The 26,506-nt window shown below is 46.7% G+C and carries 17 protein-coding genes; 2 read left to right on the forward strand and 15 right to left on the reverse strand.

Going from position 1 to position 26,506, the window contains the following annotated elements:
- Nucleotides 1-25 precede the first annotated feature (25 nt).
- The 5 genes from DFP97_RS07640 to DFP97_RS07660 form a co-directional block, all read right to left on the reverse strand.
- Entirely contained in the window at nt 26-1,699 is a 1,674-nt protein-coding gene (locus DFP97_RS07640) for an extracellular solute-binding protein (protein WP_114379406.1), read from the reverse strand.
- Nucleotides 1,700-1,797: 98 nt separating this feature from the next.
- Complete coding sequence (locus tag DFP97_RS07645; RefSeq protein ID WP_114379407.1) at nt 1,798-2,682, reverse strand: carbohydrate ABC transporter permease; 885 nt, start codon at nt 2,680-2,682, stop codon at nt 1,798-1,800.
- A 12-nt stretch (nt 2,683-2,694) separates the two neighbouring features.
- Nucleotides 2,695-3,555 carry an ABC transporter permease gene (locus DFP97_RS07650; protein WP_245976012.1) on the reverse strand — a complete coding sequence of 287 codons (861 nt, stop codon included), beginning with the start codon at nt 3,553-3,555 and terminating at the stop codon, nt 2,695-2,697.
- A gap of 258 nt (nt 3,556-3,813) precedes the next feature.
- Entirely contained in the window at nt 3,814-5,355 is a 1,542-nt protein-coding gene (locus DFP97_RS07655; protein WP_114379409.1) for a response regulator transcription factor, read from the reverse strand.
- Nucleotides 5,352-7,124 (reverse strand): cache domain-containing sensor histidine kinase, encoded by a 1,773-nt coding sequence (locus DFP97_RS07660; RefSeq protein WP_114379410.1) that lies wholly within the window; start codon nt 7,122-7,124, stop codon nt 5,352-5,354. The genes DFP97_RS07655 and DFP97_RS07660 overlap by 4 nt, the downstream gene beginning before the upstream one ends.
- A gap of 145 nt (nt 7,125-7,269) precedes the next feature.
- Here DFP97_RS07660 and DFP97_RS07665 point away from each other — a divergent pair, with 145 nt between their 5' ends.
- Nucleotides 7,270-8,589, forward strand: a complete 1,320-nt coding sequence (locus DFP97_RS07665; RefSeq protein ID WP_114379411.1) for a hypothetical protein — start codon at nt 7,270-7,272, stop codon at nt 8,587-8,589.
- Nucleotides 8,590-8,698: 109 nt separating this feature from the next.
- On the opposite strand, the gene DFP97_RS07670 is transcribed toward DFP97_RS07665, so the two are convergent.
- From DFP97_RS07670 to DFP97_RS07705, 8 genes are all read right to left on the reverse strand, one after another.
- Entirely contained in the window at nt 8,699-11,131 is a 2,433-nt protein-coding gene (locus DFP97_RS07670; RefSeq protein ID WP_245975978.1) for a polysaccharide lyase 8 family protein, read from the reverse strand.
- 125 nt (nt 11,132-11,256) lie between these two features.
- Nucleotides 11,257-13,341: a hypothetical protein gene (locus tag DFP97_RS07675; protein WP_114379413.1), complete on the reverse strand. Its 2,085-nt coding sequence runs from the start codon at nt 13,339-13,341 to the stop codon at nt 11,257-11,259.
- 10 nt (nt 13,342-13,351) lie between these two features.
- Complete coding sequence (locus DFP97_RS07680; protein ID WP_114379414.1) at nt 13,352-14,608, reverse strand: glycoside hydrolase family 130 protein; 1,257 nt, start codon at nt 14,606-14,608, stop codon at nt 13,352-13,354.
- A gap of 13 nt (nt 14,609-14,621) precedes the next feature.
- Nucleotides 14,622-15,497, reverse strand: a complete 876-nt coding sequence (locus DFP97_RS07685) for a carbohydrate ABC transporter permease (RefSeq protein ID WP_114379415.1) — start codon at nt 15,495-15,497, stop codon at nt 14,622-14,624.
- Between the two features lie 15 nt (nt 15,498-15,512).
- A complete protein-coding gene (locus DFP97_RS07690; protein WP_114379416.1) occupies nt 15,513-16,430 on the reverse strand; it encodes an ABC transporter permease in 918 nt (305 codons plus the stop codon).
- 249 nt (nt 16,431-16,679) lie between these two features.
- The gene (locus DFP97_RS07695) at nt 16,680-18,200 is read right to left on the reverse strand and encodes an ABC transporter substrate-binding protein (RefSeq protein WP_114379417.1); all 1,521 of its coding nucleotides are present in this window, start codon (nt 18,198-18,200) and stop codon (nt 16,680-16,682) included.
- Nucleotides 18,201-18,390: 190 nt separating this feature from the next.
- Nucleotides 18,391-20,667, reverse strand: coding sequence for an AraC family transcriptional regulator (locus tag DFP97_RS07700; RefSeq protein WP_114379418.1), 2,277 nt, complete (start codon nt 20,665-20,667; stop codon nt 18,391-18,393).
- A gap of 403 nt (nt 20,668-21,070) precedes the next feature.
- Nucleotides 21,071-22,438, reverse strand: a complete 1,368-nt coding sequence (locus DFP97_RS07705) for an esterase-like activity of phytase family protein (RefSeq protein WP_114379419.1) — start codon at nt 22,436-22,438, stop codon at nt 21,071-21,073.
- Nucleotides 22,439-22,764: 326 nt separating this feature from the next.
- On the opposite strand from DFP97_RS07705, the gene DFP97_RS07710 reads away from it, so the two are divergent.
- Nucleotides 22,765-23,085 carry a GNAT family N-acetyltransferase gene (locus DFP97_RS07710; protein WP_114379420.1) on the forward strand — a complete coding sequence of 107 codons (321 nt, stop codon included), beginning with the start codon at nt 22,765-22,767 and terminating at the stop codon, nt 23,083-23,085.
- A 226-nt stretch (nt 23,086-23,311) separates the two neighbouring features.
- Here DFP97_RS07710 and DFP97_RS07715 read toward each other — a convergent pair whose 3' ends face one another.
- Together DFP97_RS07715 and DFP97_RS07720 are read right to left on the reverse strand one after the other, a co-directional pair.
- Nucleotides 23,312-24,802, reverse strand: a complete 1,491-nt coding sequence (locus DFP97_RS07715) for a glycoside hydrolase family 32 protein (RefSeq protein ID WP_114379573.1) — start codon at nt 24,800-24,802, stop codon at nt 23,312-23,314.
- An 84-nt stretch (nt 24,803-24,886) separates the two neighbouring features.
- Nucleotides 24,887-26,470 (reverse strand): ABC transporter substrate-binding protein, encoded by a 1,584-nt coding sequence (locus DFP97_RS07720; RefSeq protein WP_425453506.1) that lies wholly within the window; start codon nt 26,468-26,470, stop codon nt 24,887-24,889.
- Nucleotides 26,471-26,506: the final 36 nt, after the last annotated feature.

Here is a 26,506-nt window from a genome sequence, read left to right on the forward strand (position 1 = left end):
ACTGCATCCCTATCCGACTCCAGCCTTACTTTTGAGACTGCTGCTGCTCCATAACCTCGTAAATATCCTTTGCCAAGAATGCATTATTGCTGTCTTTTTCATACCATTGCTTGAACCAGTCCTCTATCGCTTTCCCGTTCCCTTTATCCCAAGTATCCTTCGCATCTTTTGTTGCCTGCTCGGCCGTATACCCTTTGCCGCCCAAAATTCCTTTGATAAACATATCGTCAATCGGCTTCACCATCGGTGCGGAGATCGCTTCAATATCCTTGGGAAGCTGCGGCATATGCTCAGGGTGAGTGATTTCGACATATGGCTTACTTGGATCGGTGTATAGTTCCATCGCTTTTTTGTACATGTCGAAGCCTTCCTTCTGCACCGGATCACTCAGGTTGAAACCTGTCTCGAGCTTGCCGCACTTTGTATCGAGTATTGTGCTGCTCATCATCTGGAAGTCACCGTTCCATGCCACCTCTTCCTTGCGCTTATCCATACTCACCGGTTCCGGACAGCCGCTGGCTCCAGCCTTCCAATGCTCGCCCTCGATACCGTTTCTCAGTGTATTCGCCGTCTCGGGCTTCACCAGGAAGTCGATGTATTTCATGACAGCATCCGGATTTTTCGTGCTGGCATTGACTACGGCTGTCGCTTGAACCGGATTTGAGAAAGCAGGATTGAACTGGCCTGCCGGGCTCTTCGGATAAGGAATCGGCGTCACGACGGCGTCCGGCACGTTCTTCTTCAGTGATGTCAGTTCATTTTGGGCAAAGCTGACCCAGTTGATCTGCAGCGGATAGATACCGACCTTGCCGTTAACGAAATCCTGCTTTGCTTTCGCGCCATTCTTATCGTTCAAGAAATCTTTATCGATGATGCCTTCATCAAACAACCGCTTCTTAAAGTCAGTCACAGCCGTGAAATTATCCCAGTTGCGGGTTACAGTCCCGTCCTTCACCACCCAGCGGGTCGCTTGAAAGATTTGGTCAACCACTTGACCTGATTGGAAGCTGATCGCGATGCCGTAGGTATCCTTTTCGCCGTTGCCGTCCGGATCGTTCTCCGCAAACGCTTTGGCAACCTGATAAAGTTCCTCCGTCGTTTGGGGAATCTGTAAATCAAGCTTTTTCAACCAGTCCTCACGGATCAAGAGGGCATGGATCGGATAGACCTCGGCCAGTCTAGCAAACTCGTACATTTTGCCGTCCGCCTTCGTGCCGACCTTCTTCAGCGCCGGATATTGCTGAAGCATTTGCTTATACGTCGTACTGTGCTCTTCGATCATATCATCGAGCGGCATTAGCAGCCCTTGATCGATCAACGGGTTCTTAATATGAGGCGCATACTCGAATATCAAATCGGGAGCGCTCGAGGAAGCAAACAGCACATTCAGCTTCTGCTGAGATTCAAATCGCGGAACCGCGACAAACTTTACATTCGCCGGACCCTGCTCATTAATCCATTTGGTCCAGCGGTTGTCTTCTATCGTTCCTTCTGCAGCAGGAACGGAGCCACGGTCGTAGACGGTTACGGAAATATCTTTTTTGGCTTCAGGCGTTTTCGTCTCCGTCGCGTTCGTCGCGTCCGGCCCGTCCTCCGGTTCAGTCGGAGCTGGCGTCTGGGAGCAACCCGAAAGCAGCAAGACTAAGGTTATGAGCAGCGCCGCACTTTTCGCTAACCATGGATTAACCGTGTTTTTCATCGTCATTCCCCTTTTTCATTAGGATTGAAATCATACTCTATTACGAATTCAAATTTTTCTTATAAACTCATTCGCCTCCCTCCTGCTCAAAGAAAACTTCACCCCTTCACCGAGCCCAGCAATGCGCCTTTTACAAAATATTTCTGAACGAACGGATAAACGATGACCATCGGCGCCATTAAGGTGATAATGCCGGCGGCTTTTATCCCTTCCGGGGTAATCTGAGCGGTGTCGTCGGCCTGAATCATTTGTGACGCGACGACCTCCTGGAGTACGGATTGGCTCTGAATCATGTTTTGCACGAGAACCGTCAGGTTGTATAGATGTGTATCGTTAATATAGATCAGAACGGCCAAGAACGAGTTCCAAAACCCGACCGCGTTAAACAGAGTTAATGTAGCCAGTACGGGCAGCGACAGCGGAAGAATGATGGAACCGAGCAGCCTCCACTCGCCGCAGCCGTCAATTCGGGCCGCATCCTCAACTTCTTCGGGCATCCCCACGAAGAACGTCCGCAGAATCAGGAGATTATACGTATTCACTAAGGCCGGCAGCCAGAGCGCCCAATAGGTATTGATGATACCGAGCGACTTCATAATCAGATAATTAGGAATCGTGCCCCCGCCGAACATCATCGTGAACAGAAAGGCCAGCATGAAAAAGCGTTTCCCGATAAAATATTTCCTGGCCAGCGGGTAAGCGGTTAGGATCGTGACGATCATCGCGAGCGTTGTTCCTACGACTGTAATCGTAATGCTGTTTTTGAGCGAATCTAATATACGCGTTCCTTGGAACAGAGCTTGGAATGATTCCATCGTGAAGCCGATAGGACGAAATGACACTCTCCCGGACATGATCGCATGTGCATCGCTCATCGATAAGGCCAGAATGTGCACTAAAGGCAGCAGGCAGCTTAATCCGAGCAAGAGCAGGACGATATAGTTAATGCCGTAGAAAAGCTTTTCTCCCGTAGTCGATTTCATCTGTGCACCTCCTTACCATAAGCCTTGATTGAATTTACGAGCGAAATAATTCGCCAACAAGATGAGAACAAGGCCGACGAGATTTTCAAATATACCCATCGCTGCCGTCAGGCTGTATTGTCCTCGAAGAATCCCGATTTGATAGATATAGAGGCTGATAACGTTTGCAACGTCAGAAACCACGGCGTTTTGCAAATTATAAATTTGGTCGAAGCCTACATCCATCACTTTACCGACGGACAATATTAACAATAGGATGATTGTCGTACTGATACCGGGAATGGTGATGTGCCGCATTTGCTGCCATTTATTCGCACCGTCAATACTCCCTGCTTCGTACAAGTGAGGGTCGATACCCGACAAGGCCGCTAAATAGATGATTGCCGCGAAGCCCATTTCCTTCCATACGCCTGAGCCCAAATAAATAATCAGCCATGAAACCTTTTCATACATGAAGGGGTATGGTTCTGCGAGAATGCCTTCCAGCCAGCGGTTGATCGTCCCCGACTCTAAAGCGAACAACGAAAGGACGATTCCGCCGACGATAACCCATGACAGGAAATGCGGTAAATAAACAAGCGTCTGTACGACGCGTTTAAACCACATTTTTCGAACCTCGTTTAACATTATGGCTAAAATGATCGGAACCGGAAAACCGACAGCAAGGCCAAGAATACTGATCATGAACGAATTGCGGATAATTTGGAGAGACTGCGCTTGGTTGAACAGCTGAACGAAATTGTCCATCCCGACCCAGGGACTCCCAAATATGCCGTCACGAAGATTAAAGTCCTTGAAGGCAATAATAATGCCGCCCATAGGTGCATACTTAAAAATGATATAAAACAGAAGTCCCGGCAAAAACATAATCATGAGCGGAATGTTTTGCTTTATTAATTTGACAGTGCTTGCTTTAAGCCATTTGTTCGTTCGGGTTTGGGGCACCGAATCCGTCAGGCTTGACCGAACAGCCACCTTCATCACCTCATCTGACCTTTATGAGTTTATCTTACCGATATTTTGTAAGCGCTACCTTGAATTACAGGCTCAAAACCTGTAATTTTTTGACCTGCCCGCTTCCAAGTAAAAATGCCGCTTTAAGGTTCTCCCTTAAAACGGCATAAAGAAAAATCAACTCTTATACTGCTTGCGGTAATCGCTCGGCGACATCTTATGGATCAGGCGAAACACGTTCGTAAAATAATTCGGGTCATCGTAGCCGACGGAAGCTGCGACGGAGGACACCTTCATATCCGTATTCATCAGCAGCAGGACGGCCTTTTGCATGCGAATTTTGGTCAAATAAGCGCTGTAATTATCGCCGGTCACCTTCTTGAACAATTTACTGTAATACGCCTGGCTGACGTTAAACATCTCGGCCATTTCCGTTAGCGAGCAGGTTTCCATGTAATGCTTGTCAAGGTAATCGAGAGAACGGCTGATGATGCTCTCGTTGTTGCGAAGCCTCCATTCTTCAAATCCCGTTATAAATTTTACCGCTTCGACCCTAGCCCATTCTGCTGCGGCATGCTCCGATTGCAAGCTCTGCAGCCGCTCGATTTGCTCGACAAAGCCCAGTGTCTCAGCGGACTGCTCCAGCTGCTGCTTAGCCACACTATTCATCGCAAAGGCTAGAGCCAGCGCCTCCATCTTGGCATCCTCGGGCGAAAGCGAACCGATTTTAGACACAAGCTCGCCTAACTTATACTCCAGCTTATCAGGCTGCCCGAGAAGGATGCCTCCGGTAAGCTGCGTTTGAAGCTCCTTCACGCGATGCCTGCTGGCCGTTCCGCTCGACAACACGGCAGATTCCGCCCCTTTTCGTTTCGAGGCCGAAGCTTCTTTCCTGATGAACGATTCGTAAAACGAAGGCGGATCGTTCAAGCTTGCAGCCGGAGGGGTCAAGCTTACCGTCAGACCGATGCCGAGATAGGTTTGCACCGCTTCCTTCATTAAATGGCCGAGTGTATTCGCTTCCCTGCCATCCTCTACAATGAAACAAAACCGGTCGAATTCGAGTGTAATGAACGGTCCGGTTAGCTGCTGCTGCTGCATGAGTTCCGTCAAGATATTGAACAAAGCAAATTGCAGCAGACCCAAATCGTTCGGCCCATAATGTTTATTCACAGGAAAATAATCCTTCACCGCTATAAACAGCAGCCTCTTCCCGACTACCCATGACTTCATCCGGCGCTCCTCCCCGCGGGTACCGGGAAGCCGGAGAAGCAACGCTCGCAGCAGCGCTTCCTCTTTCATGCGAAGTTCCGCCTCACGCTCCTCCCTTTTGCGCAAAACGGAATCCAGCCGCTCATGAGCCTTATGCAGTACCTCCATCAACGTTCGATCATTGCACGGCTTCAGCAGAAAATCGATGACACCAAATCGGATGGCCATCTGTGCATATTTGAAATCATCATAACCGGTCAAAATGATAACATCTGTTTCCGAATGCTTGTTATAGATATGCTCCGCCAGCTCAATTCCATCCATTCCCGGCATTCGAATATCCGTCAGCACCAGGTTCGGCTGTAACGCTTCCATCAGCTCAAGCGCTTCACGTCCGTTCCCAGCCTCCCCAACCACCGTCCAGCCTAAGGAATGATCCTCAATCATCTTGCGGAGCCCTTTTCGGAATAACGTTTGATCCTCTACAAGGAGCAGTTTTCCGGTCATCGCTGTTCATCACCTCTTAGGGGCAAATATAAATGCACCGTTGTTCCTTGGCCGGCGCTGCTTGTGATCTCCAACCGATAGGGTGGCCCGTATACCAAATTAATTCGACGCAGGACGCTTTGTACACCAAGTGAATCTCGTTCCCCTGTAAAGTCAGGAGCGCAAATTCCTTCCACCTGCTCCTTGCTCATGCCGCAGCCGTTATCCTCAATTTCGATTTTCAAAAAATCATCGATCCGGTAAGCACGGATCTCCAGCACTTTGGACGAAGTCCTCTCCTTGAAGGCATGGACGAACGCATTCTCCACAAGCGGCTGCAGCAGCAGACGTTGAATATCACAATCATATACATCCTCATCCGCGTGAATGCGGGCATCGAAGCTATTTTCCAGAAAGGCCGACTGTATACGCAAATAGTTTTCAACCTGCTCCAGCTCTTCGCGAAGCGTTGTTCTTTTTTTAATTCTTTCCAAGGAATACTTGAGCAGCTTCGACAACGAAAACACCAGATTGGCCGAATCCAAGTCGTTCTGTAAGTACAGCTTCCAATAGAGTCCGTTTAAGGTGTTGTACAGAAAATGAGGGTTCAACTGCGCCTGCAGCGCCTTAAGCTCCGCTTCCCTTTCTCTGATCTGGCTCACATAAACCTTTTGAATCATATCTTGGACGCTGGATGCCATGGAGTTAAAGCTCTCTCCCAGAAAACCAAGCTCATCGTATGTGCGGGAACGGATACGAATATCAAAATTCCCTTCCCTCATCGTACGCATCGCCCGCACCAGTTCCCTAAGAGGTGACAGCAAACGGCCGCTCAACAATGTTATGAGCAAACCGCTCAAGCCAATACTGAGCAGCCCCAGCCATAAGCTGATATTTAAGATCAATTGGCTTTCCCGGAAAATATACGACAGCGAAACCCGGCTGATCAGCGTAAACAATATTTCTTTCGAATAGACAGAGGTATAAAAAAAGATAGTATCTCCCTCTTTAATCTTACTGTTATTCGTACCGGTTAATAACCGCTTAATTCCCTCCGTATCTTCCTCGGGCCCATCAGTATATAGGAGCTTAGCCTGCTGATCGTATAAATAGACGCGTCCATCATCACCGCTTCCGATTTCACGGAACGAACGGGTCAAGAACTCTTCATCAATGACCATGACGAGCAGTCCGTAGTTCTCGCCATGGCTAGCCTTCATCCAGCGCGACGCGATAATGACATCCCGGTACCCGCTTTTCTCTATTTGACTGGGGATCGATCTTTGCATCCATACTAAATCTCCATTAGAAGAAGCCACGGTGCTGTGTACATCATGAAAATCGGCTTGGCTGAGCGGCTCGACCGTTTCTTTCAAAAGGCTGTAATAATAGTTTCTACCGGTTAAATCGTATAAATAAAGCGAGAGCAGCTGCGGAGCATCAAACTTAACCTGCCGGAGCTGCTCGGCGATTTGCTCCTGTTCAAAGTAGCGTTCTGCAAATGACAGCTCTTGCCTTGCGTTGGACAGCTTCGTAATAATTCTCTCAATCGTCCGATTAAACACAATATAGTTCGAGACACGATACATCTCCTGAATACGAAGTTCCAGCTGCATCATCGCCTGCTCGCTTGCCTTAAGGTACTGCCCCGTTACCTCCTCCTCAAACAACCGAAGATGGGTTTGATAGGAGATTAGTCCGGTCAAGTTGACCGTAAAGAAAATGATCGCTGAAATCCCGATCAGCAGCTTGCTTTTAAAACTAACCTTCTTCCCCCAACTGGTCCACACGAAGGCAGCCCTCTCTTTCTTATGGAGCAGGTCCGTTTAATTCCTAATAAGCAGGTTTATGGTTCTCGGGAGGGATGCGTTTATCTTTAATAAATATTAAGCTATTCAAAGACATTTATTGTAAATGAAAGAGAGTGGTGTTGTTATGAAGCGTATTTTATCAGTGCTTATGATGCTTTTCTTGCTGCTGTTCTTCGTAGGGACCGTATCTGCAGTGCCTGCGAATGAAGGTACGACAAACTCTTATGACCTTTCTTTGCAAGCATTAAAAGGAAAAGACAGCGTAACTGATTTGTATGTCAAGATTATACCTAAATCAAATGAGATAGCCCCCCCGGGCATACTCAAGAAAATCCAGCTTAAGTCCTATGGTTTGGAAGGAAAACTCATATACACCAAGAATCTCTTCAACGTTTCTGCTTCGACGGAACGAACCGATATAAAGCTCAATGATGTTGAAAGATACCAATCGTTAGAAACAAGGATTCATGTACTAAATGATCAGACAGCTGCCGAGGAAGTGTTAAGCGGAAAAACAAACGTCCTGCTCAGACCGGACCTTGTTGTCGATGAAGTGCAAGCGACAGATAAGGTAAGAGTGAATGAACCATTCTCCGTAACCGTGAATATTAAAGAACTGAACGGAGATGTCAGCGCTAAAGCAAACGTGCAGATCCTTGATGGTTCTAATGTGCTTGGTACCGCAGAAAGGTTAGTGGTGAATGCAGGGGGTCAAGCACAAGCCGCTTTTATGCTCACTCTTTCCAAAGCCGGAACATACGCGCTTAAAGTGAACATTACCGGTGTGGAACCGGGGGATTATGCCGACTCCAACAATGTTATGACATTTACCATTGAAGCTGTTGAAAACAACAAAATTGGGGAGTACCGTTCACATTACGAATACACATCGGATTATGAAATCAACTGGAAAAACCAATACAATGAATCTCATCAAAAAGGCTCTTCGGAAACGTTCGGCGTATATACTTTTACCCCTGATCAAATCAACCCGGAAGAAGTAAAACTGACCCTGACCAGCGAAACGGGCAAGCAAAAGACAGCAAACGTGACTTTGTCTTATGAGGATACAAAGGACGGTTACACCTATTGGTCCGGATCTGATCCATCAACGAGTACGTCTGTGCGGGCTTATCAAAATTCAGAGGGCACCAATTTAGAAGTTAATCAAAATATTGACCATATAACCAGTTGGGATACGGGATCCGGGGATTACAATAAGATCAGCGATGAATATTTAGGAGCAAAACAAACGGTTTCGGTCCATTTAGACATTTTATCCGCCAATGGTACCTATTACGGCGATAGCTATTCCATCGCTCTGAAGCCGTTTCACAACACTTGGGATTATGTTGATCCTCGGGAGCCGGGCCATGAAACGCGGAATTGGGGGCAATACAACAGCTACTCCGGTTTAAGCGAAGGAGCAGTGCCCGCGCGGTAATAGCTCAACCCAGAACTTATAAAACAAGGAAACTTGACCTCTATGACGGTCAGGTTTCCTTTATTTATCGGGCTTGTGTGAAAAAATGCTGCGCGTTTTGGTTTACCGGTTACCTGGCAATTTGGAATTTGACTTGGAACGTCTTGCCTTCCGAGTCTGCAGTTTGAACCGTGAAGCGGATGGTTGAAACCATTTCTGTTACTGTAATGCCTGGGTCTGCGGAAATGACGGCCATTGCTTTTTTGTCAAGTTCGATCTCAATCGTTCCGTTATTTGCGCGAGTCGGGTCAGCTGCAGAAACGGTCAGTTCACCGTCCATTTCCTTGACCATAACGGAGGCGACTTTGTTGCTGGTTATTCCGCCTGCCGTGGTTTTTTCGTTATTCCAAAAGAAAGCGCCGGTGATGCCGAGATTTTTCTCATTTACCGCATGAACGTCCGGTGAGTTCACCAATATCTTGATATCCGGTTTGGAGGCATAATCCGCCGTTTGTTTTGCCGTTTTATTAGGCAGCGTTACGTATTGATACGAAGCGTTGTTCGGGCTCATGCCGTGATCGAGCTTAAGCGTCAAATAATTGCGGGTAATCGGATTATCCGGTGATGGTCTCTGATTGAAGTTCAGGTCCCCCCATTTAGCCGTTCTGGCCAGACGCGAACCTATAAGGGCAGTCTGTCCTCCTGGAAAATAGTATCCGATATCGGAATTCGGAACATTGCCTGCAAGGTGCGCCCACGAAACATCATTCATCGTTTCTTCCGATCCGAGCGAGGTAAGTTTGGCCGTTCCATTTACGGTCAGCGCGTTATCTCCGGACGCATTCAACTTCCGATTTTCCACGATGGTTTCAACGGAATAAGCCTCTTGATCGTCCAGCTGAATGCCGGATCCAAGCGAAACCACTTCATCGTCGAAGAGAAACCATGATTTTTTCCCTTTTAGCGAAGTACCTGATGCCCCTGGCGCCGTAAGGCCCATTCCGACTACTCCGAATTTTCCGTCAGACACGCCGCCGACCCGATTATCCGAATTCACGTAAACCGACTCATTGACGTTAAGTGTTCTTGGTTTTGTATCGACCGTGGTTCCGGGAAGCCGTTTAAAATCAACGGTCGCCCAGAAATTATCGCTGTATTGTTCTTTATCTTCCGTATAGGTGTAGGTCATCCCCGAACCGGTGTACCAACCTTTACGCAACTCAAAATTGTTCTCGAAATTTGCGATTTTATCGGAGAACATACTGATGCCGAAGCCAAATCCGGGACGCACATGCACGGCACGGGCCATTCTGTTGAATACTTTGTTATAGAAGATGTCTCCGCGGGAAGTGATCGTAGAATCCTTCACGATATCATTGGCTCTCCAATTCATTTCGATGGAAGCATCTATATAAAATCCGCTGTCATTGCTCACGAGATATTTAACCAGGCTTATAAATCTTGCCGCATCCGCTTGCGGAGCGATTTGAGACAGACGAATAATGCTTGCGGTCGCTTTATGTCCTGCCACGGAATCTTGGAAATTATAGCGGGCCACTTCTCTGCCCCGGACCATATCCATCATTAAACCGGTTTTATACATCAATGGCTCAAAGGAATCATAGACCCATTTCCAAACATTGGCGCTCTTCGGATCGGTGACTTCCCAAGGGGTGCCTTTCAGTAAATACATGACATCGGAAAGGTCTTTGAGGAGGGAGATGCCATAACCGCCATTATAAGCGAATTTCCCATGCTGTATAAAGGATCCGTCCGGATAGAAGCCATCACCATTGGTTGCATATGCAAAAACGTTAAACCGGCCATTTCGGCCATCGGTGACATCGCTCAAACCGTCGCGCGCCTGAATCATTTTATCGCTGCTTTCACCGGTAATTCCGCGCAGGGCATGGACCATGGCGCGCCAAACCCGATTGGCAGCCATATATTTATATTCTTCGACAGGGCTATAGGAGATGGGGCTGTTATAATCGATCGACGCAGTCCAGGCGGCAATTTGTTCCGGGGACAAATCGCCGTACATCATCACCATGATTTCTCCGAGCCGCAGCGGAGATCCGATTTCAATATACCACCATTGCGAAGTGCCGGGACCGGGTTTGGTTGAATTGAAACGATTCGCATTCAACCAGTCCAACGCTTCGATAATATCCGTCTTCAAGGCGTTGTCGTATTGAAGTGAGCTCCCGTGGGTTGTGTAAGCCAGAGCCAATGCTTTGATCCGGTCATAGCTTGTAAAAATATAAGATCTGGCGGAAAGTTCTGAGGTGCTTGCCGGCCATAGGCAATTGCAATTGATGCGATCCGTTCCCCGTTTAAGAGAATCCCGGTAACTGATGGCCGTATTTTCAATCTGTCTGATTTTCGCGGCGATTTCCGGAGTCGCTGAATCATAGTGGGTTCCGCCAGTCAATACATCGTTCCATTTCTTCCGAAGCTCGTCATAGATAGCCTCCGATTCTGCAGAAACGGTAAATGCCGACGATACTAGGAGAGCCATGACGATAAGAAGGGCAAAGGCTGGTTTTATGGTATGTCGCACATTGTTCATCCTTTCTAAATCACATAGTAAAAAAACATTCATTTAAGCAAACGCTTTCATTTCAGGGCGATTAAGGAGAAGAAAAAGCGGTTGAGCAGATACAAATACTGCTCAACCTAAACCATTTACCCACCGTTCGCATGAATCGTTTCCAGCCCTGCATTAACGCTCTTCATAATATTGACCAGATCCGTATAGGGCTGATCCTGCTGGTTTACCAAGCCTGTATTGAAATTTTCGCCGTCTTTACGCCCGGTAACCGCTTGATCAAAGTACACAAACCAGCCCGAGCCGACAAATAGCGGATGTGCCGTTTGGCTTTCGATAAAAGCTTTGAAGGCGGTGCCTCTGTCCGCAATACTGGCTGCCCTTGTAGCCGCATTGACGGGCGATAACCCGCGCTCGCTAGTGCTAAATGTATATTCCAGATTCAACAGCGGTTTTCCGAAAGCTTCATATCTGGAAATCCAGGCCGCATCATTCGTATAATTATCTACGGAAAAAGCATCCACAAATTCCATGGCTGCCGAATCCCAATCAAGACTGGTCCGCCAGGTGGGAACGATAGAAGAACCTAAAAACAAATGGTTCGTATCATATTTTTCGATAATATTCCGGATCGCCTGGAAGTACGTTTTGGATGCCAGCTTGATAAAGGCCGATACATCCGCAGCCGGAACGCTCGCGATCGCGATCGACGTATTCTTTAATGCGTCAAATGATTCGGCGCTCGTACCAAGAAGCTGGTTGACGGCGGCAATGTCATTGTTATATCTTGGCGCAAGAAAATCCACAAAGGCGCCCTTCGCCGCAGAGGTAGACCCATACGTCAAAATCTCTTTTACAATATCGGTCGTCCATCCGGCCTCGTTATCGTAAGTGTAGCCGATCAGCCACCGGTCGTTCCTCGCCTTTTGAATCTGTGCGCTCACGGCGTTGTCGATAATGGATTCAGCCTGCGGATCGAATACATCGTACGTCCATTGAATCCTTTTCAAATTTGACGGATCTTGCAGAACCTCAATATAGGGAAACGTGACATTATTAGGTCTGGACCACTTGCTAAAGGCATTAAAGCCCCAATTGATCAACCGCTTCTTGGTGATTTCCTCCCACTTCGACTCATAGTCGCTGCCGTATTTTTTCATGACGTTGGCGATGATGAAGCTGACTCTTTCGCCATTTTTGTCATTGGCGTAAGCGGGAGTGTAGACGCTAGGATCTGGAAGCTCCTCGAAAACCTTCCGGGGTGTGCCGTCCGTTTTCCGATACGGCGTTCCGTATCCCCACTCCCATATGCTTGTGGCATCAACGCCCTTTAAAATGAATTTATAGCCGTCCGGCGTAATAAACCACCATTTATTATCGATTTGATCAAGTCGGAAAAATCCGGTGGATTTGTACTGTCCCCCGCTTTTAATCCCGCCGTACTGGTCATATTTGTTTCGGTCCAGCGAAACTTTCGCCAGCGCTTTCGCCTCATTCGCATATTCCTGCTTCAATTGCGCGTCAGTTGCAACCTTTCCGGTCCACGTTTCATAAATCCACTGTCCGTATTTATCCACCATCAAAGAGTCTTTCTTAAGCTCAGCCTGCATCTGCTCTACCGTAAAAGCTGCAGCCGGGTTCTGCCCTTCATCGCCTGTGCCCTTATAGATTTGTACTTCCGTCAGCGGGATATGCTGATAGGCGTGCGAACGCTTAATATCGATGACAATAAACCTGGCCGTCTTGTTGTTCATCGGGATGTTGACCGAATAGTTCAAGGCGGTTCCTGATTTTACATGCTTGCCGGCAATATAGTAATAATCCGTTGTAGCCTCGGGGCGGTATTTGACCGTAAATTCCTTAAACCCCCAAAAGCTGTTGGGAGAATTCAATACGATGTTTATGTTGTCCAGCGGGTAGTCCTTCAGCAGGTCGAACACCACCTGCACAGTCCCCATGGAAGTCGCGCTTCCCATCCATCCGGCATAGGTCGTCGTTAAGGCGTCAAAAAGTACACCGCTCTCTGACGGTACCAAGCCGGTTGCCCCTTTGTCGGGAGAATTGCCTGCACCCGGGGCAGGGCTGTAATAATAGTTTCCGGTTTTAAGCAGCGTACCTTCCGCGAGGGCTCCTCCTCCGGCAGGGATGAAGGACGATACCAGCAGGATAACTAGAAATAGTCTAAAAGCATCACCTCGAAACCATCTATACCATTTGCTCATAATTAACCTCCTAATAGTCATCGACATTGTTGAGACGGTTAATCAATCCTGTAAAGCGTTGGCCTTCTGCGTCAAATTGCCTGATATACTCCACCAGCTCGGCAAAATTCACCCAAGAAATACCTACTTTCTGATCGGCTGCTCCATAAGACATAATCAGATCATCTCCTATAACTATTCCTCCCGTTGTAAATAAGCAAGGCGTAGGATACTCGCTCGGCATCTCCCATTCCTGGCTGGCGTACATCAATCGCTCCGAGCATCGATGCGCCACAACCGGGAAATCGTTAACCTGCTCGCGCAAAATCATGAAGGATTGCGTATAACCGAAGCTGGCATCTTTCTTGCCATGATAAGAAACCAGCCATTCGCCAGCCGAAATTTGGAGCGGCGCCCAGCTTGCCCCGATCCGATCCTCTTCCCAGTGGAATATACACGTCGCCAGCAGACGGTGGGTTACCCTGCCGCAAGCGAAATCCTCCAACTTTTCAGCCGCAGCGAGGTAGATCGACGGTTTCTTGGCCCTGGCTCCTTGCGGGAATAAAGCAGCCGTCATCGGGCGATGCAGCATCACATATTGCAGCTTCCCGCCAATCAGCATCTTGTTCGGGAACAGGAAGGCGTCACGGTTATCGCTGACAAAGCCCTCCGTCAACGGGCATACATAGGCAAAGGCTTCCTCATAGCGGCCAACTTTCAACTTATCCAGGTCCAGCTTATACAGCACGGTTACGGTCGGGTTGGAGCAGGCGGTCACGCGGAAAGGATCATCCCCCTCATGCACCCATTCCGGCACATAGTCGTTGCGCGTATCCACAGGCGGCTCCCGATCGATAAGCCAATACGGGCCGGGCGGAAAAAGTCGGCACGCCGCGGACAAATAAAGCTCCCCTTCTACCGGAAAAATGCGCGGATCTTCGATGCAGCCGTTCGAATAATCGCGTACGCGTTTGCCGTGTATATCCGTAATATAAATATCTTCATACCGCTCATTCAGGGCAGGGGCAATGGCAGGCCGGGAGAAATCGGCAGTCCATGTTCTCCCCAGGTCGCTGCTCACCGCATATCCGAGAAAGATCGGATATGGGTCATGCTTGCCTTCCTTGCGCTTCCGGGACCATGGACCCGTCGCCCGGAAGAGCATATGCAGCTGATCGGAAGCCGGATCTTTAACAATAGCCGGATTCAGCACCATTTTGCTTGCCCACTCGCAGCCCGGAACCGGCCCCAGAACCGGCTCCGGGGTATACCTGAAATGAGGTTTCATCCATTCGTTCCCCCTATCCCTTAATGGCTCCGATCGTCATCCCCTTAATAAAATAGCGCTGCAGAAACGGATACAAGAAAATGATCGGCCCAATCGTAATAACAACCGTCGAAAGCTGTACGCCTGTAGCCGAGACGGGAATATTGATATTCGCATTCAAATAATCCAGATTCTCCGAATTGGAAACGATTCTTCGCAGCATCATCTGCAGCGGATGATTTTGCGGATCGTCGATAAACATCAGCGCGTTAAACCAGTCATTCCAATAAGAAAGCGCATAGAACAGAGCGATCGTCGCGATAACCGGCATGGAAATCGGCCAGATGATCCGGAAGAAGATATACAGCTCATGCGCACCGTCCACGGTTGCCGCCTCATTCAATTCAAAGGGAAGCGTGCGGAAATACGATGTCATCAAGAAGGCGTTGAAGGCGGAGAACAAGAGCGGCAGCAGCAGCGCGAGCACCGAATCCCGCAGGTTCAGCCAGTTGGAAATGAGCAAGTAATAGCCGACCAGACCAGGCGGAAACAGCATCGTGAAATAAATGTAGAAGGAAAGGAAATACCGGTATTTTACCTTCGTATGGGCCGCAACATAGGAGAACATGGAAGTCATAAGCACGGCTGCGATGGTGCCGGCCACTGTAATAGAAATGGAAACGAAACTGCTGTAGTACACCTGGCTGCCCTGGAATAAGAAGCGGTAGGAATCAAACGTAAATTCCGTCGGGAACATTCGAAAGCCCTTGACAATCTGACTCTCCGCCGTGAAAGACCCGATATACATAAGCCAGAAGGGAATTAAGCAAATCAAGGCGAAAGTGCCGATGCATAGATAAGCCGCTGCGGACACGGCGAGTTGCGAAGTATCCCGCTGTGTCATTCTCATACCATCACTCCCTTTCTAGAAGAGCTTTGAATCGTTATCGACCCTGCGGACAAACCAATTGAAGAACAGAATGGTAATCAGCCCCATAACCGACTGGAATAAAGCGACTGCCGCGGCATTGCTGTAACTGTTCATATTCGTGGACCTCAAGGACCGGTACGTATACGTATCGATCACATCCGTAGAATTGAAGAGCAGCGAATTGTCTCCGATGATGCCGTAAATTAAGCCGAAATCGCCGTAAAAGATGCGTCCCAGCGAGAGAAGCGTCAGCACGATGATGGTCGGCCGCAGCAGCGGCAGCGTAATATACCAAATCTGCTGCCACCGCTTGGCGCCGTCGATTTTAGCGCTTTCATAATATTCCTCGGAGAAACCCGTCAAGGTTGCAAGATAAATAATCGATCCCCACCCTGCCCCCTTCCATACGAATATGATCGTGAGCAGCCAAGGCCAAACTTCCGGCGTTTGAAACCAGGAGATCGTCTGAAAACCGAATTCCTTCAGCAAGCTATTAATCATGCCGTCCTGCCCGTTAAAGAAATTCATGACCATCAGATTAACGACGATAATGGAAATAAAATGCGGCAGAATAACGAGCGATTGCGTCACCTTTTTAATTAAGGAATGATGAATTTCATTAAGCAGCAGCGCAATCCCTAAGGAACATACAGTACCCGAAACAATGAACAGAAGATTCAAATAAATCGTATTCAACGTAACCCCCAGCCAATCCGGGCCGGTGAAAAAAAACGTCAGATTGTCGAGGCCCACCCATTCGCTCCCCCAGAGCCCCTTAGCCGGTATAAACTGCTTGAAGGCCAATATATGAGCGGACATCGGCAAATAAGAAAAAATAAACACATACACAATGACGGGAAGCGACATCGCGTAAAGCCACTTGTTCTTCCTAAGCTCCTGCAGAATTCCCATCTCGAGCTCTCCTTTCCTTTCTTCTGTACTTGCATATTACGCATTCGTGATGCTGTCCGTATAGTCTTGAATTTATCAATAGGTATGAACGGCAACACCAGGTGAAGGTCCGATTTCTATCACTCGCGAAAAGTACGGAGTTTACCGATACTTGAGTAAACTCACAACTAGATGATGCGTGCCGATGGGCACGCAATTTATAAAAAAACCGGCCGGCCTTCTTTCAAGGCCGCCGGCTTTTTTGATGGGTTACTGGTTCTTGCCAGCCAGATATTCATCCAGCTGCTTCTGATACTCCGCTTGAACTTTCTTCACATTGTCATAGGCCTTTTCCTTAAACTTGGCAAGACCCTCGTTCGGTTCCACCAGCCCCATCACGATCGGATTATAAAACTCCACGCCGGCATTGCTAAGTTGTGCCACTTCATTTGCTACCGGGCTAGGATTGAAGGTGAAGCCCGTCAGAATATCCGTTGTAAAGTTACTGGGATCCCTCTGCCACTTATTCAGCGCGATGACATCTTCAGGCAAGCTGGCATCGATTCGATCCAGCTTCGGATTCCAGCCCCATGCGAAAGGAACGCCCGCATAAGGGTTATCTTGGATCGGTTTATAAAGACCTTCGCCCGCATCTTCCCAGTTTTTACCCTTTATACCGTAGGCAAGCAGATCGTAATTATCCTTCTGGTTCAGCCAATTAAGGAATTGAATCGCGCGTTCTTTGTTTTTACTGACCACCGGAACGGCAATAAAGTTGCCCGCTTTGTAGGTCGAGCTCAGCTTCATGCCGGAGTCGTATAAGGAGAAGGCTTCGGCAGAAGCTCCCGGAACCGATTTTTCAAGCGCCGTGCGCGTATTCAGATTGACGCCGAAATCGAAAAACGTGGAAACAGCCGCCTTTCCTTTGGCAAATTCCGCATTTTTAAGCGTAAGGGCGTCTTTGGCCAAAATGCCGTCCTGATACAGCTTGTGATATTGCTCGAAATTTTTCATAATCATGGGGTCCATGTTATCGAAAATATTATAGACCTTCCCGTCGTTCCCTTTGGTGTACAGTCCGGGATAGTTCAATACGGCGGCAAGGTTGGCCGTCGGATCAAGCATGTTTGCAAGCCTCAAGCCGATATGTTCCGTACCGTTAGGAATGAACGGAGTGATTTCCGGAACCTTCTCTTTCACCAAATACATAAATTCGATCAGCTCATCATAGCTCTTGATCGGTTCGACGCCAAGCTGCTCCCGAATGTCCTTGCGAATGACAAACGTCCATGGGCGTATGAAATTCACTTCAAGTGGAACTGCATACAATTTACCGTTTACCTTATTGGCTTCCATCAGCTCCGCAGAGCGATTGGCCTTGATATCGGGACCATATTTCTCGACCAATTCGTCCAGCGGTTCATAGAGGCCGGCGGCCATATTCTGCACCGGATTATTGTCCCAGATCAGATCGTAGTCTTCCGCGGAGGATAATGCAACTTGTCGCTTCTGAAGTACGTCCGTCCATGGGATAAACACCACGTTCAGCTTCACATTAAGCGTACCCGCCAGACGGCTCTCCATCTCCGCCTTAACTTCCTCCCAGCCCGCCGGCGGATCTCCGGGGAACATGATCTTCAATGTAACCGGATTCAATTTTCCATCCTCGGAAGCCTGCGGCGATTCGCCTGTTTCGGTAGGGGCCGATCCATTCGAACTGCAGCCGGCCAATATTACTGTAAGGATTAGCGATACGACCATTAACAAGAACCCTCTTCTTCTTAACTTCATGGCTTAACCCCTCCTGCTTGATGATCATCCGGGCGGCGGCCGCGACGATTTCCGTCTTGACCCGCTCATCCCGCTTCTGTCTGATCATACTCGGGTTGTTCTGCTTCCGTACAGTCCGATATCTAACAATCGGTACGAAAGTTTATAAAAGGGCATGTATTCATTTTCCAACGGGATGAAGTACGGATTTCTACGTTTTGTCTTGCGTATTTTCAGTACGGTATTGGTTCGGCGTCATTCCGGTGGCCCGTTTGAACAGGGAATAGAAGGTGCTCTTGGTTTGAAAACCGGACTGTTCCGTTATATCGGCTACCGTCCAATCGGTCGTTGTAAGCAGCTTGATCGCGTACTCGATCCGTTGGTTTGTAATATAGTCGGATAGTGAGCACTCAAAACTTTCCTTGAAGATTTGCCGGGCATAGTTTACGGATATGGACACATGAGCGGCAATGTCGTCCACCGAAAGCATCGAATTGTGAAGATGGTTGCGCACATATTCGATCATCTCGGCGGCGACCTCGTCCTTTCGGCTCGAGGCATTCTTCTTGCGGTGCTGGTCCATGATCTGCAGCAGCTCCCCGTACAGCCACGAGTTCACTTCTCCAATGGTTGCAAATTGCTCCAGGAAAGTATGGATGCTCTTCATTCCTTGGAACGTCTTATAGTTCTTGAAGCTCTTCATAATCGAATAAATAATATGAGTCAGCTGCAGCTTGCATTCTTCATAGCTTAGCGCCTGCATATGCAAGGTAAGATCATCAAGGTAACTCTTTAGAGCCTTATCGTTCTTAAGGTGCACGGAATAAATCACCTGCTTCAGCAAGTCTTCATCCAGCTTGCTGTCTTCGCCCAGCTGATACCGCTCCAGATCTTCGGAGGTGAATACCCGGTCCTCGTTATAAATGAATCCGATCAAAGTCAGTTCGTACATCAGGGTATAAACGGTGTGCACATTGTCTTCCATATGAAGCACGGAGCTGACAGCCGCATGCAATTCCAGCTTCAGCCACCGTCTGATCTGAGCTCTTACCTCCTCCATCGCTTCGATGACCGGCGCCGAATCTTCCCCCGAAGCGGGCGAAGAAATAAGCACCACGAGGTGATCCGAGCTGAAATCGGCCGTTTCCGCGTCAAATCCGTGATTCGCAAGGACTTCAACCATAATATTGCCCAGTGCATAACGGAGCAATTTTCGCGAAGCGAAATCGTAACATTCCTTGAACCGCCCGTAGGATTCCAGCCGTACGACCGCCATACGGAATGAGCCCGTCTGGAGGATTTTCGTTTCACTTCTAATAAACGCTTCGACGGGTCCGGAAGCTTTCGAGTTGAAAATCCATTGACGCAAGAAATCCTCTTTCACCAAAGCTTTGCTGCTCTTGATCGACAAGTCCAATTGCTCGATTTGCTCGACCAGCAGATGGAAACCGGAATGAATCCACTGAATCTCATTATTGGCATTCGCTGTCTGCTCCATCGGATGCTTCTTGCCGAGCTTGATTTGTAGTTGAAAGGCCAAGTCGCTAATGGGTTTCAAGCTGCGATAGGATTGCCAGAACAAAAATAACAGCAAAGCGAACAGCAGAATGATCGAGGAACCGATAATTTCTGTCCTGATCTTGGTTATTTTCGCTTGCCACAGAGAGATCGGTGACAAATGATAGACCTTCCAACCTTCAATAGGAAGCTGTGCCGTCTGAATGGACCAGGTTTCATTGCCGGACTCCCATTTCCAGCCCTGTTCTGCCGCCTGCGGCTTATCCGTCTCTATGAGTGCTTCCGTCAACGCGGCATCCGTATTGCCCAGAATGAACTCCTTATTTTTTCCTTCAATAAAAAATTTGTTGTGATCTTCCTCCGATATTTGCAGCATGTGCTCATTCAGCAGCGGCTTGCTGAACAAAATCGCCACGAATCCATGATAGTTCTGATTAGGCCCGGCTGCCGGCACGACAAGCGCTAGATGCGATTCGTCCTTCACCTCATGGTTGACAAACTGCAGATACGGCGTTTTCTGGCTCTTAATGTAATTCAGCATAGCCTGGTCATCGAAATCCTGTATCGTATAAATGCTTGAATCTGAAGTATAGATTTGGCCGAGACTGAAGTTGAATAAATAAATGCCGTCTATGAAAGGCTCGCTGCTCATAAATTCCCTTACGCTATCGGCTGCTTTATTTAGTGACAGGGGGGAATAATCATTTTCACTCATGTTGATCCACAGTGCGATATTTTCATCCGAATAAATTCTGAGCGCAAACTGACGCAGTTTCTGCAAAGTAAATTCCGAGGTTTTCACGACCTGGTTCATTTTCTCTTGGTTGGACTTATTGATTTCATCCATTGCGCTTTGAGCGAACTGCCGGCTCAGGAACATGGTGAACACCAGGGTGAGCAAGCTTACGGCTATGCAAGAGTAAAGAAATACGCTGGAATACGTCTTCTTCGGCTTTACCCAGCTCCACATTGGCATCCCCCCCGCTATTCCCGTAAAAAACGATAGGCTAGTAAACACAACTTGTCCACTATGAAATCTATTAAAGAAGTCCGGATTTTATTACTTGACAGAGCTTTCTTAACTAATTTGAAAGGCCCCAACCTGCGGTTCTTCAGTGTAAGCTTGGAGGTTGGATATCGAATTTAGGTGTGTAGAAAAAAGAGCCGAGCTCACACACGTTCAAATGCGTGTGGAGTCGACTCTTTCATATTGCTCGGATCCAATTAGCGCTTTTACTGGTGAAATACGTCCGCTTCGTATACAAATGGTTTTTTCTAGTATAGATCGCTAAGGGATACGCGGCAAAGATCGGTAAAAAAAGGTTCCTTGGGAAAGCATCGACTTTATTCGATTTAGAGATTGTTTCTCATGATTATTTAAGCTGCTTATGAAGATCGGAAATGGTAAACAGCCAAATAACATTTTTTCGATCTGTAGGCGAATTAACGGAGAACTGAACATTTGTTGGAATCGCTTGAGAATCTAAAGACCATTGTTTTGTAGCAGAATCATAACTTAAATCCGTAATATCTTCACCGTTATCAGTCGATACTGCTGCACCAAAGTCATTATCGTTAACGATCGCTATGGTGTTACCATCAGGAAGCAATGTTAATCCTTCTGCTTTTTCCATGTCCCAGCCATACTCACGCAAGTTAAGAATTTCTTTTGTATCGGCCATATTTATATTTTTAAGTACCGCCGGATCACTAATCGTTTCCAGTTCTTTTCCGTTGATGGTTTTGCCAGTTAAGTCAGTTGCTTTAGAAAGATCGACAAGGTTCACAACGGTTCTCATAACCCCATTCGCATCCTTACCTTGCTCAATCACAAGAAGCTTGCTGTCACTGATTGCAAAAATGTCCCCGATTTTCAAAGCGTTAGATTTTTTGTAAATGGTTTTATCAACAGGGTAAGCGTACATTTTTGTTTCTTTTGTCTTTGGATCAAAAAGAACTATACGCGTAAAGAGAGCATTACTTGTCTCTCCGTTAACATCTAAAATACTTTGCACAGCTGAAAAAACCTTGCCGCTTGGGCTGATGCTTAATCCTTCCATACCTCGGTTAGGGATTCGATACTTTAAGACTTCTGGCAAACCAGCACCTGGTTGATATTTTTCGATTAACTTACCAGTTTTTGAAAACTTTGCAATAAAAGGACCATATTCATCAGATATCCAGAAGTTTCCTTGTTTATCCACAGCAATACCCTCTGGATCCAACCCGTTATTGTCAAAGTTCAGCTTGTCCATTGTTGGAAGGAGTGGCACTTCCAAAGAGGATCCCGTTAATCCTGGAGCGAGTGGCAGCCCGGTTATTGGAGACTGATTTTTATTTTTCAAAGGAATACTATCATTGATTTGTGCTTTCCCGTTACTAATCTTGAGTATGCCTATTTGGGGATTAAAGTCTGGTGAAAGGAAGAACTTACTTGCAGAAGCTTGTCCGTTTTCTAAATACGTCGGAGCATCCCCGTTTGGTCCCCGGTCAGTTAAAGCATAAAACTCCATTTCTCCGGTTTTTTTATCATAGGATTTGAGGGCTAGTGCGGAACCAAAGCCTCCAACAAATCCAAATGGATATTCGTCAGCGATTGATTCATGTGGCTGAGCAAACAAATCGGAATTGACGCCAACCGTAAATTTTTCTACTTCGACATTTGATTTAGCTGATGCTCCTCCGACAAATAAAGTGATTGTCAGAGCTGCTGTTGAAAGTGGTATTAAAAAACGTTTCATATGAATCCTCCTAATATAAAATATAGAAATAGGATAGCACTATAAAATGAATAGAAATTTATTTTTCTTGTAAAAATTGAGTGAATTTTGTAATAAGCAAAAGAGAATTACTTCATTATAATGATAAGTTGTAGGATAGTTATATAAAGGATGTCATATGATCATGGTTATATAGATGTGAAGACGTTCACCTACTCATACATCTGAAAGATTAAGGTTTACAAAGTCTAAAAAACGATCGTTTTTTAGCCATAAATACATCCAACAAAGTGATATAATAAAGTTGTTTAATTTTTAGGCTAAGTAGCTTAAAGGAGGTTACAGCATTGTTCCTTAGGATTGATAACTTAGCGGATCGATTAGAAGACTTAGAACTTATAAAAAAATGGTTGATCCAAAGCCAAACAAGTGAAGTATTAATTGATTACTGTACACATATATCATTGAACAAAAATAATAAATTTGATGTTCCAATGATTCTTGTAGCGCTTTTAGATGAAAAACCGGTTGGTACCATATCATTATTAAGTGACAGTTTGATTAAAGACAATAAATATACCCCATGGATTGCGAATATGTTTGTAGTAGAAGATAAAAGAAATATGGGTGAACATATATGCATAATTATATGCTCGAAGAAGCTTTAACCATGGGATTTGAAAAGTTATATATAGCTACAAATCTAGATGGATATTTCGAAAGACTTGGATGGACATATAAGGAAACGACGATAACGATCAATGGTAATGAAACAAATCTCTATGTCAAAGAACTAGAATATTAACGCTGGTCTCGTAAGAGTGATTTCCAGAACAAGTAGAACAAGCCCAGTACCTGTGCTGTACTGGGCTTGTTTTTTACAGATTATCTCTCCTATTTGGTCACCGTTACTTCCGAATAGATCGACATCAATGGATAAAGCGTCAGGGAAATGACTTTCGCCTCTCCATCTTTCGCATACAACTCCAACCCTGTACTAGACGGTTCAGGGAATATTTGATCCGTAATTACGGTTTCCCCATCATTCGCAAACACTTCAATCGAAGAGTGATCGACAAACATACGCAGCTTTAACCGTCCGTTTTGAAGCTCGAATTGCACGCCATGCCGGCATGGAAAAGCGTCATGAAATCCGCTTTCTCCGGATTTGGAGCGGTCAACAAACAGCGTCTGTGCCGCTCTGTTGTAGCCGACAACCGTTTCCTCCCGTTCGGATTTCCGTAGCTTAAAGCCTACCTCATCTGCATCAGCCATGTCGATCTCACATTCGATCTCATAATGCCCGCTTTGCACGTCAGAAAGCAAGTTATGATCGGGGCTGATCGTTCTTTCATTCCAACTCTGCGCCTGCAGCCGAAGCCTCTGTAGCTCTGTTACCGGCTCTTGTACCAATCTGACACCGGATGCTCCGGTTCTTAAATATAATACCCGCGGCAGAGTCATTGCACTTCTCCAACTGACGGTTGGCGTGAGATTCGCATACTTCCAATTGCTCATCCAGCCGATAAACAACTTACCATTATCCGGGGTATGCACATCCGACCAAGTTACGCCGGCATAGTTATCTCTTCCATGGTCCAGCCATAATACGGTTTCAGGGGAAGCCTCATTTGTAAATGTATTTCCGTCAAAGCTCCCGATAAAATATTGCGTTCTCGACCCTTCCGGAAATTGCGGATGATCGCCGATGCTGACTATCATTACCCACCTTGTTACATCAGCGTTACCATCTACCTGCAGCTCTATTAAATCCGGACATTCCCATACGCCATCGTGAGAGCCTTCAGATACGCCAAACTCACTTGCGAAAATCCATTCCTTTAAATCAGTAGAATTGTAGATTTGAACGCGGTCTGCAGCTGCAAGCACCATAACCCACTTCTGCTTCGGGGCGTGCCAGAACACTTTCGGATCCCGGAAATCCGTCATTTGCTCATTACTCAGCACAGGATTTCCTTCATACATCGTCCAGGTTCTGCCTTTGTCCAAACTGTAGGCCAGACTTTGCCGCTGTCTTGGACGATCGGAATCCGGATAAACGTCCGCATGGGTGAATATGGCAACCAAGCCTGGTTTTCCGCCGAAAAAACCGCTGGTATCTTCCCAATCCACTACTGTGCTTCCGGAGAAAATCTGACCATTCTCATCCGGTTTCAATGCAACCGGGCAATGCTCCCAGTGAGTTAAGTCGCTGCTGATCGCATGTCCCCAGTGCATCGGCCCCCAAGTTGTGCCATCCGGGTGATGCTGATAAAACAAATGATATTCACCTTCAAAATAAACCATTCCATTCGGATCGTTCATCCACTTCGCCGGCGGGGTAAAGTGAAACTGCGGCCGGTATTTTTCTCTATAATTATTCATGATTTCTCCCACTCCCACCAAATAGTAAAGCCGAAGCATGCCCCCTATCCAGAAGCACGCTCCGGCAGCTCTATAGATCAATTTTTATTCAGTTGCGTTTCTGTCATATCCTGCTTGTTTAATTTGCAGCCATTCCTGTAAACCAAGACGATCCAATTCCTTCAGGTACTCATCCCACTCTTTATCGATTTTCCCGTTTTCAGTCCATTCCGTACGTTTCCTTAACACATAAGCGAACAGATCGGCTTCAATCGTAGAAATTCTGTCCAAGTCTTCTATAGAGAAGAATACTCTAGGATAAATATTTTCCGCCTTCATATCAGGTACATACACATTTTTCAAAATGTCCAGTCTCCAAGCGGCATCATCCGGTTTCGTCGTTACGTTGCCGTAATAGGAATCTAGAATGGCTAATGGACCTCCAACACTAGTTTTTCCTCTTAGTTCAGCCGGAGCAGTTCCTTCGAGCGGTAAATGCTTCAGCGATTGCGAAGCAGCATCAAATTCAAAAATATTTTGCTGTGTTTCATCTCCATAGGTGCCCCAGTTATTTTGAACCGATTGAAGCGGATCGTATAATTGATCCATCCATTTTGCAGTTGCTTCAATGTTTTTGTTCTCTTTTGTAATAACCATTCTACCTCTATCAAAACCCATTCCGTTCGTTCTGGCGACGTTTTTGCTTCCACTCGGTCCAACAAGCGCAGGCATAGGTTCATATTTATCATTCATACCTGTAACATTTGCCTTATCCCAAGTGAAATACAACCCATAGAGCTCTTCTTTTCCTTTGGCAATATAAGTATTCCAGTCCTGTGTAATATACTCGACATCTATTAATCCTTCTTTATACAATTCATTGAAATATTTGACGCCTTCTTTGAATCCGTCATTATTCGCTGCGAAAGAAACCTTTCCATCATCACTGACAAGCGTCATATCCCAGTTCAAGCCGGGACCAAATGATCCGAATAAAAATCCGATGTCCTCTCCGCCGCCGTTAGAATTGATAAAAGACAGTGGAATTTCATCCGCTTTTCCGTTACCGTTCGGATCTTGTGTCTTAAAAGCAATCAAAACTTGTTTTAATTCTTCCGTTGTTGCCGGCATTTTTAAATTAAGTTTTTTAAGCCATTCCACATTAATCCAAGGAATGTTATTAACAGAGTGGATGCTTTCTTTCCCTTCACCCAGCTCCTCAATCCATGGAAGCGAATAAATATGACCATCCGGTGCCGTAATCATGGCTTTATATTGCGGTACTTGCTCGAGCACTTTTTTGAAATTAGGCATTTGGTTTTCGATAATGTCATCAAGAGCAATAATCGTTCCGTCCTTCGCTAACTTTAACAAATCATAATCACTTAAACCTGCGTCAAAGATCGCGTCCGGAAGATCGCCCGTTGCCAGCGCCAGATTCCTTTTTTCCGCAAATACGTCGTTTGTGTAGTTTTTCCAAGCAATGTGGATCCCCGTCTTCTCTTCCATGCGTTTAAAAATTAACTTTTCATTAGGATCGGTTGGAGCCAGTACGGAGCTTTGAGTCATAAAATTCAAGGTTGCTTTTGAATCAGATGAATGAGAAGTATTGCTGGATGCGGCATCCGGATTATTGGAACCCCCATTGCCGCTGCACCCCGTTACTGCCAACATTGCCGTAAGAGTCATGATTGCTGCATTTTTCTTTAAACTTTTCAAACTTAC

Origin of the sequence: Paenibacillus prosopidis (assembly GCF_003337375.1) — a bacterium.
Lineage (GTDB): Bacteria > Bacillota > Bacilli > Paenibacillales > Paenibacillaceae > Pristimantibacillus > Pristimantibacillus prosopidis.

What these genes read in the sequence shown, in the direction of transcription:
- DFP97_RS07640 (WP_114379406.1), bottom strand. Translation starts at nt 1,699, where the DNA reads ATGAAAAACACGGTTAATCCATGGTTAGCGAAAAGTGCGGCGCTGCTC.
- DFP97_RS07645 (WP_114379407.1), bottom strand. Translation starts at nt 2,682, where the DNA reads ATGAAATCGACTACGGGAGAAAAGCTTTTCTACGGCATTAACTATATC.
- DFP97_RS07650 (WP_245976012.1), bottom strand. Translation starts at nt 3,555, where the DNA reads ATGATTATGTTTTTGCCGGGACTTCTGTTTTATATCATTTTTAAGTAT.
- DFP97_RS07655 (WP_114379409.1), bottom strand. Translation starts at nt 5,355, where the DNA reads ATGACCGGAAAACTGCTCCTTGTAGAGGATCAAACGTTATTCCGAAAA.
- DFP97_RS07665 (WP_114379411.1), top strand. Translation starts at nt 7,270, where the DNA reads ATGAAGCGTATTTTATCAGTGCTTATGATGCTTTTCTTGCTGCTGTTC.
- DFP97_RS07675 (WP_114379413.1), bottom strand. Translation starts at nt 13,341, where the DNA reads ATGAGCAAATGGTATAGATGGTTTCGAGGTGATGCTTTTAGACTATTT.
- DFP97_RS07680 (WP_114379414.1), bottom strand. Translation starts at nt 14,608, where the DNA reads ATGAAACCTCATTTCAGGTATACCCCGGAGCCGGTTCTGGGGCCGGTT.
- DFP97_RS07685 (WP_114379415.1), bottom strand. Translation starts at nt 15,497, where the DNA reads ATGAGAATGACACAGCGGGATACTTCGCAACTCGCCGTGTCCGCAGCG.
- DFP97_RS07690 (WP_114379416.1), bottom strand. Translation starts at nt 16,430, where the DNA reads ATGGGAATTCTGCAGGAGCTTAGGAAGAACAAGTGGCTTTACGCGATG.
- DFP97_RS07695 (WP_114379417.1), bottom strand. Translation starts at nt 18,200, where the DNA reads ATGAAGTTAAGAAGAAGAGGGTTCTTGTTAATGGTCGTATCGCTAATC.
- DFP97_RS07700 (WP_114379418.1), bottom strand. Translation starts at nt 20,667, where the DNA reads ATGTGGAGCTGGGTAAAGCCGAAGAAGACGTATTCCAGCGTATTTCTT.
- DFP97_RS07705 (WP_114379419.1), bottom strand. Translation starts at nt 22,438, where the DNA reads ATGAAACGTTTTTTAATACCACTTTCAACAGCAGCTCTGACAATCACT.
- DFP97_RS07715 (WP_114379573.1), bottom strand. Translation starts at nt 24,802, where the DNA reads ATGAATAATTATAGAGAAAAATACCGGCCGCAGTTTCACTTTACCCCG.
- DFP97_RS07720 (WP_425453506.1), bottom strand. Translation starts at nt 26,470, where the DNA reads ATGACTCTTACGGCAATGTTGGCAGTAACGGGGTGCAGCGGCAATGGG.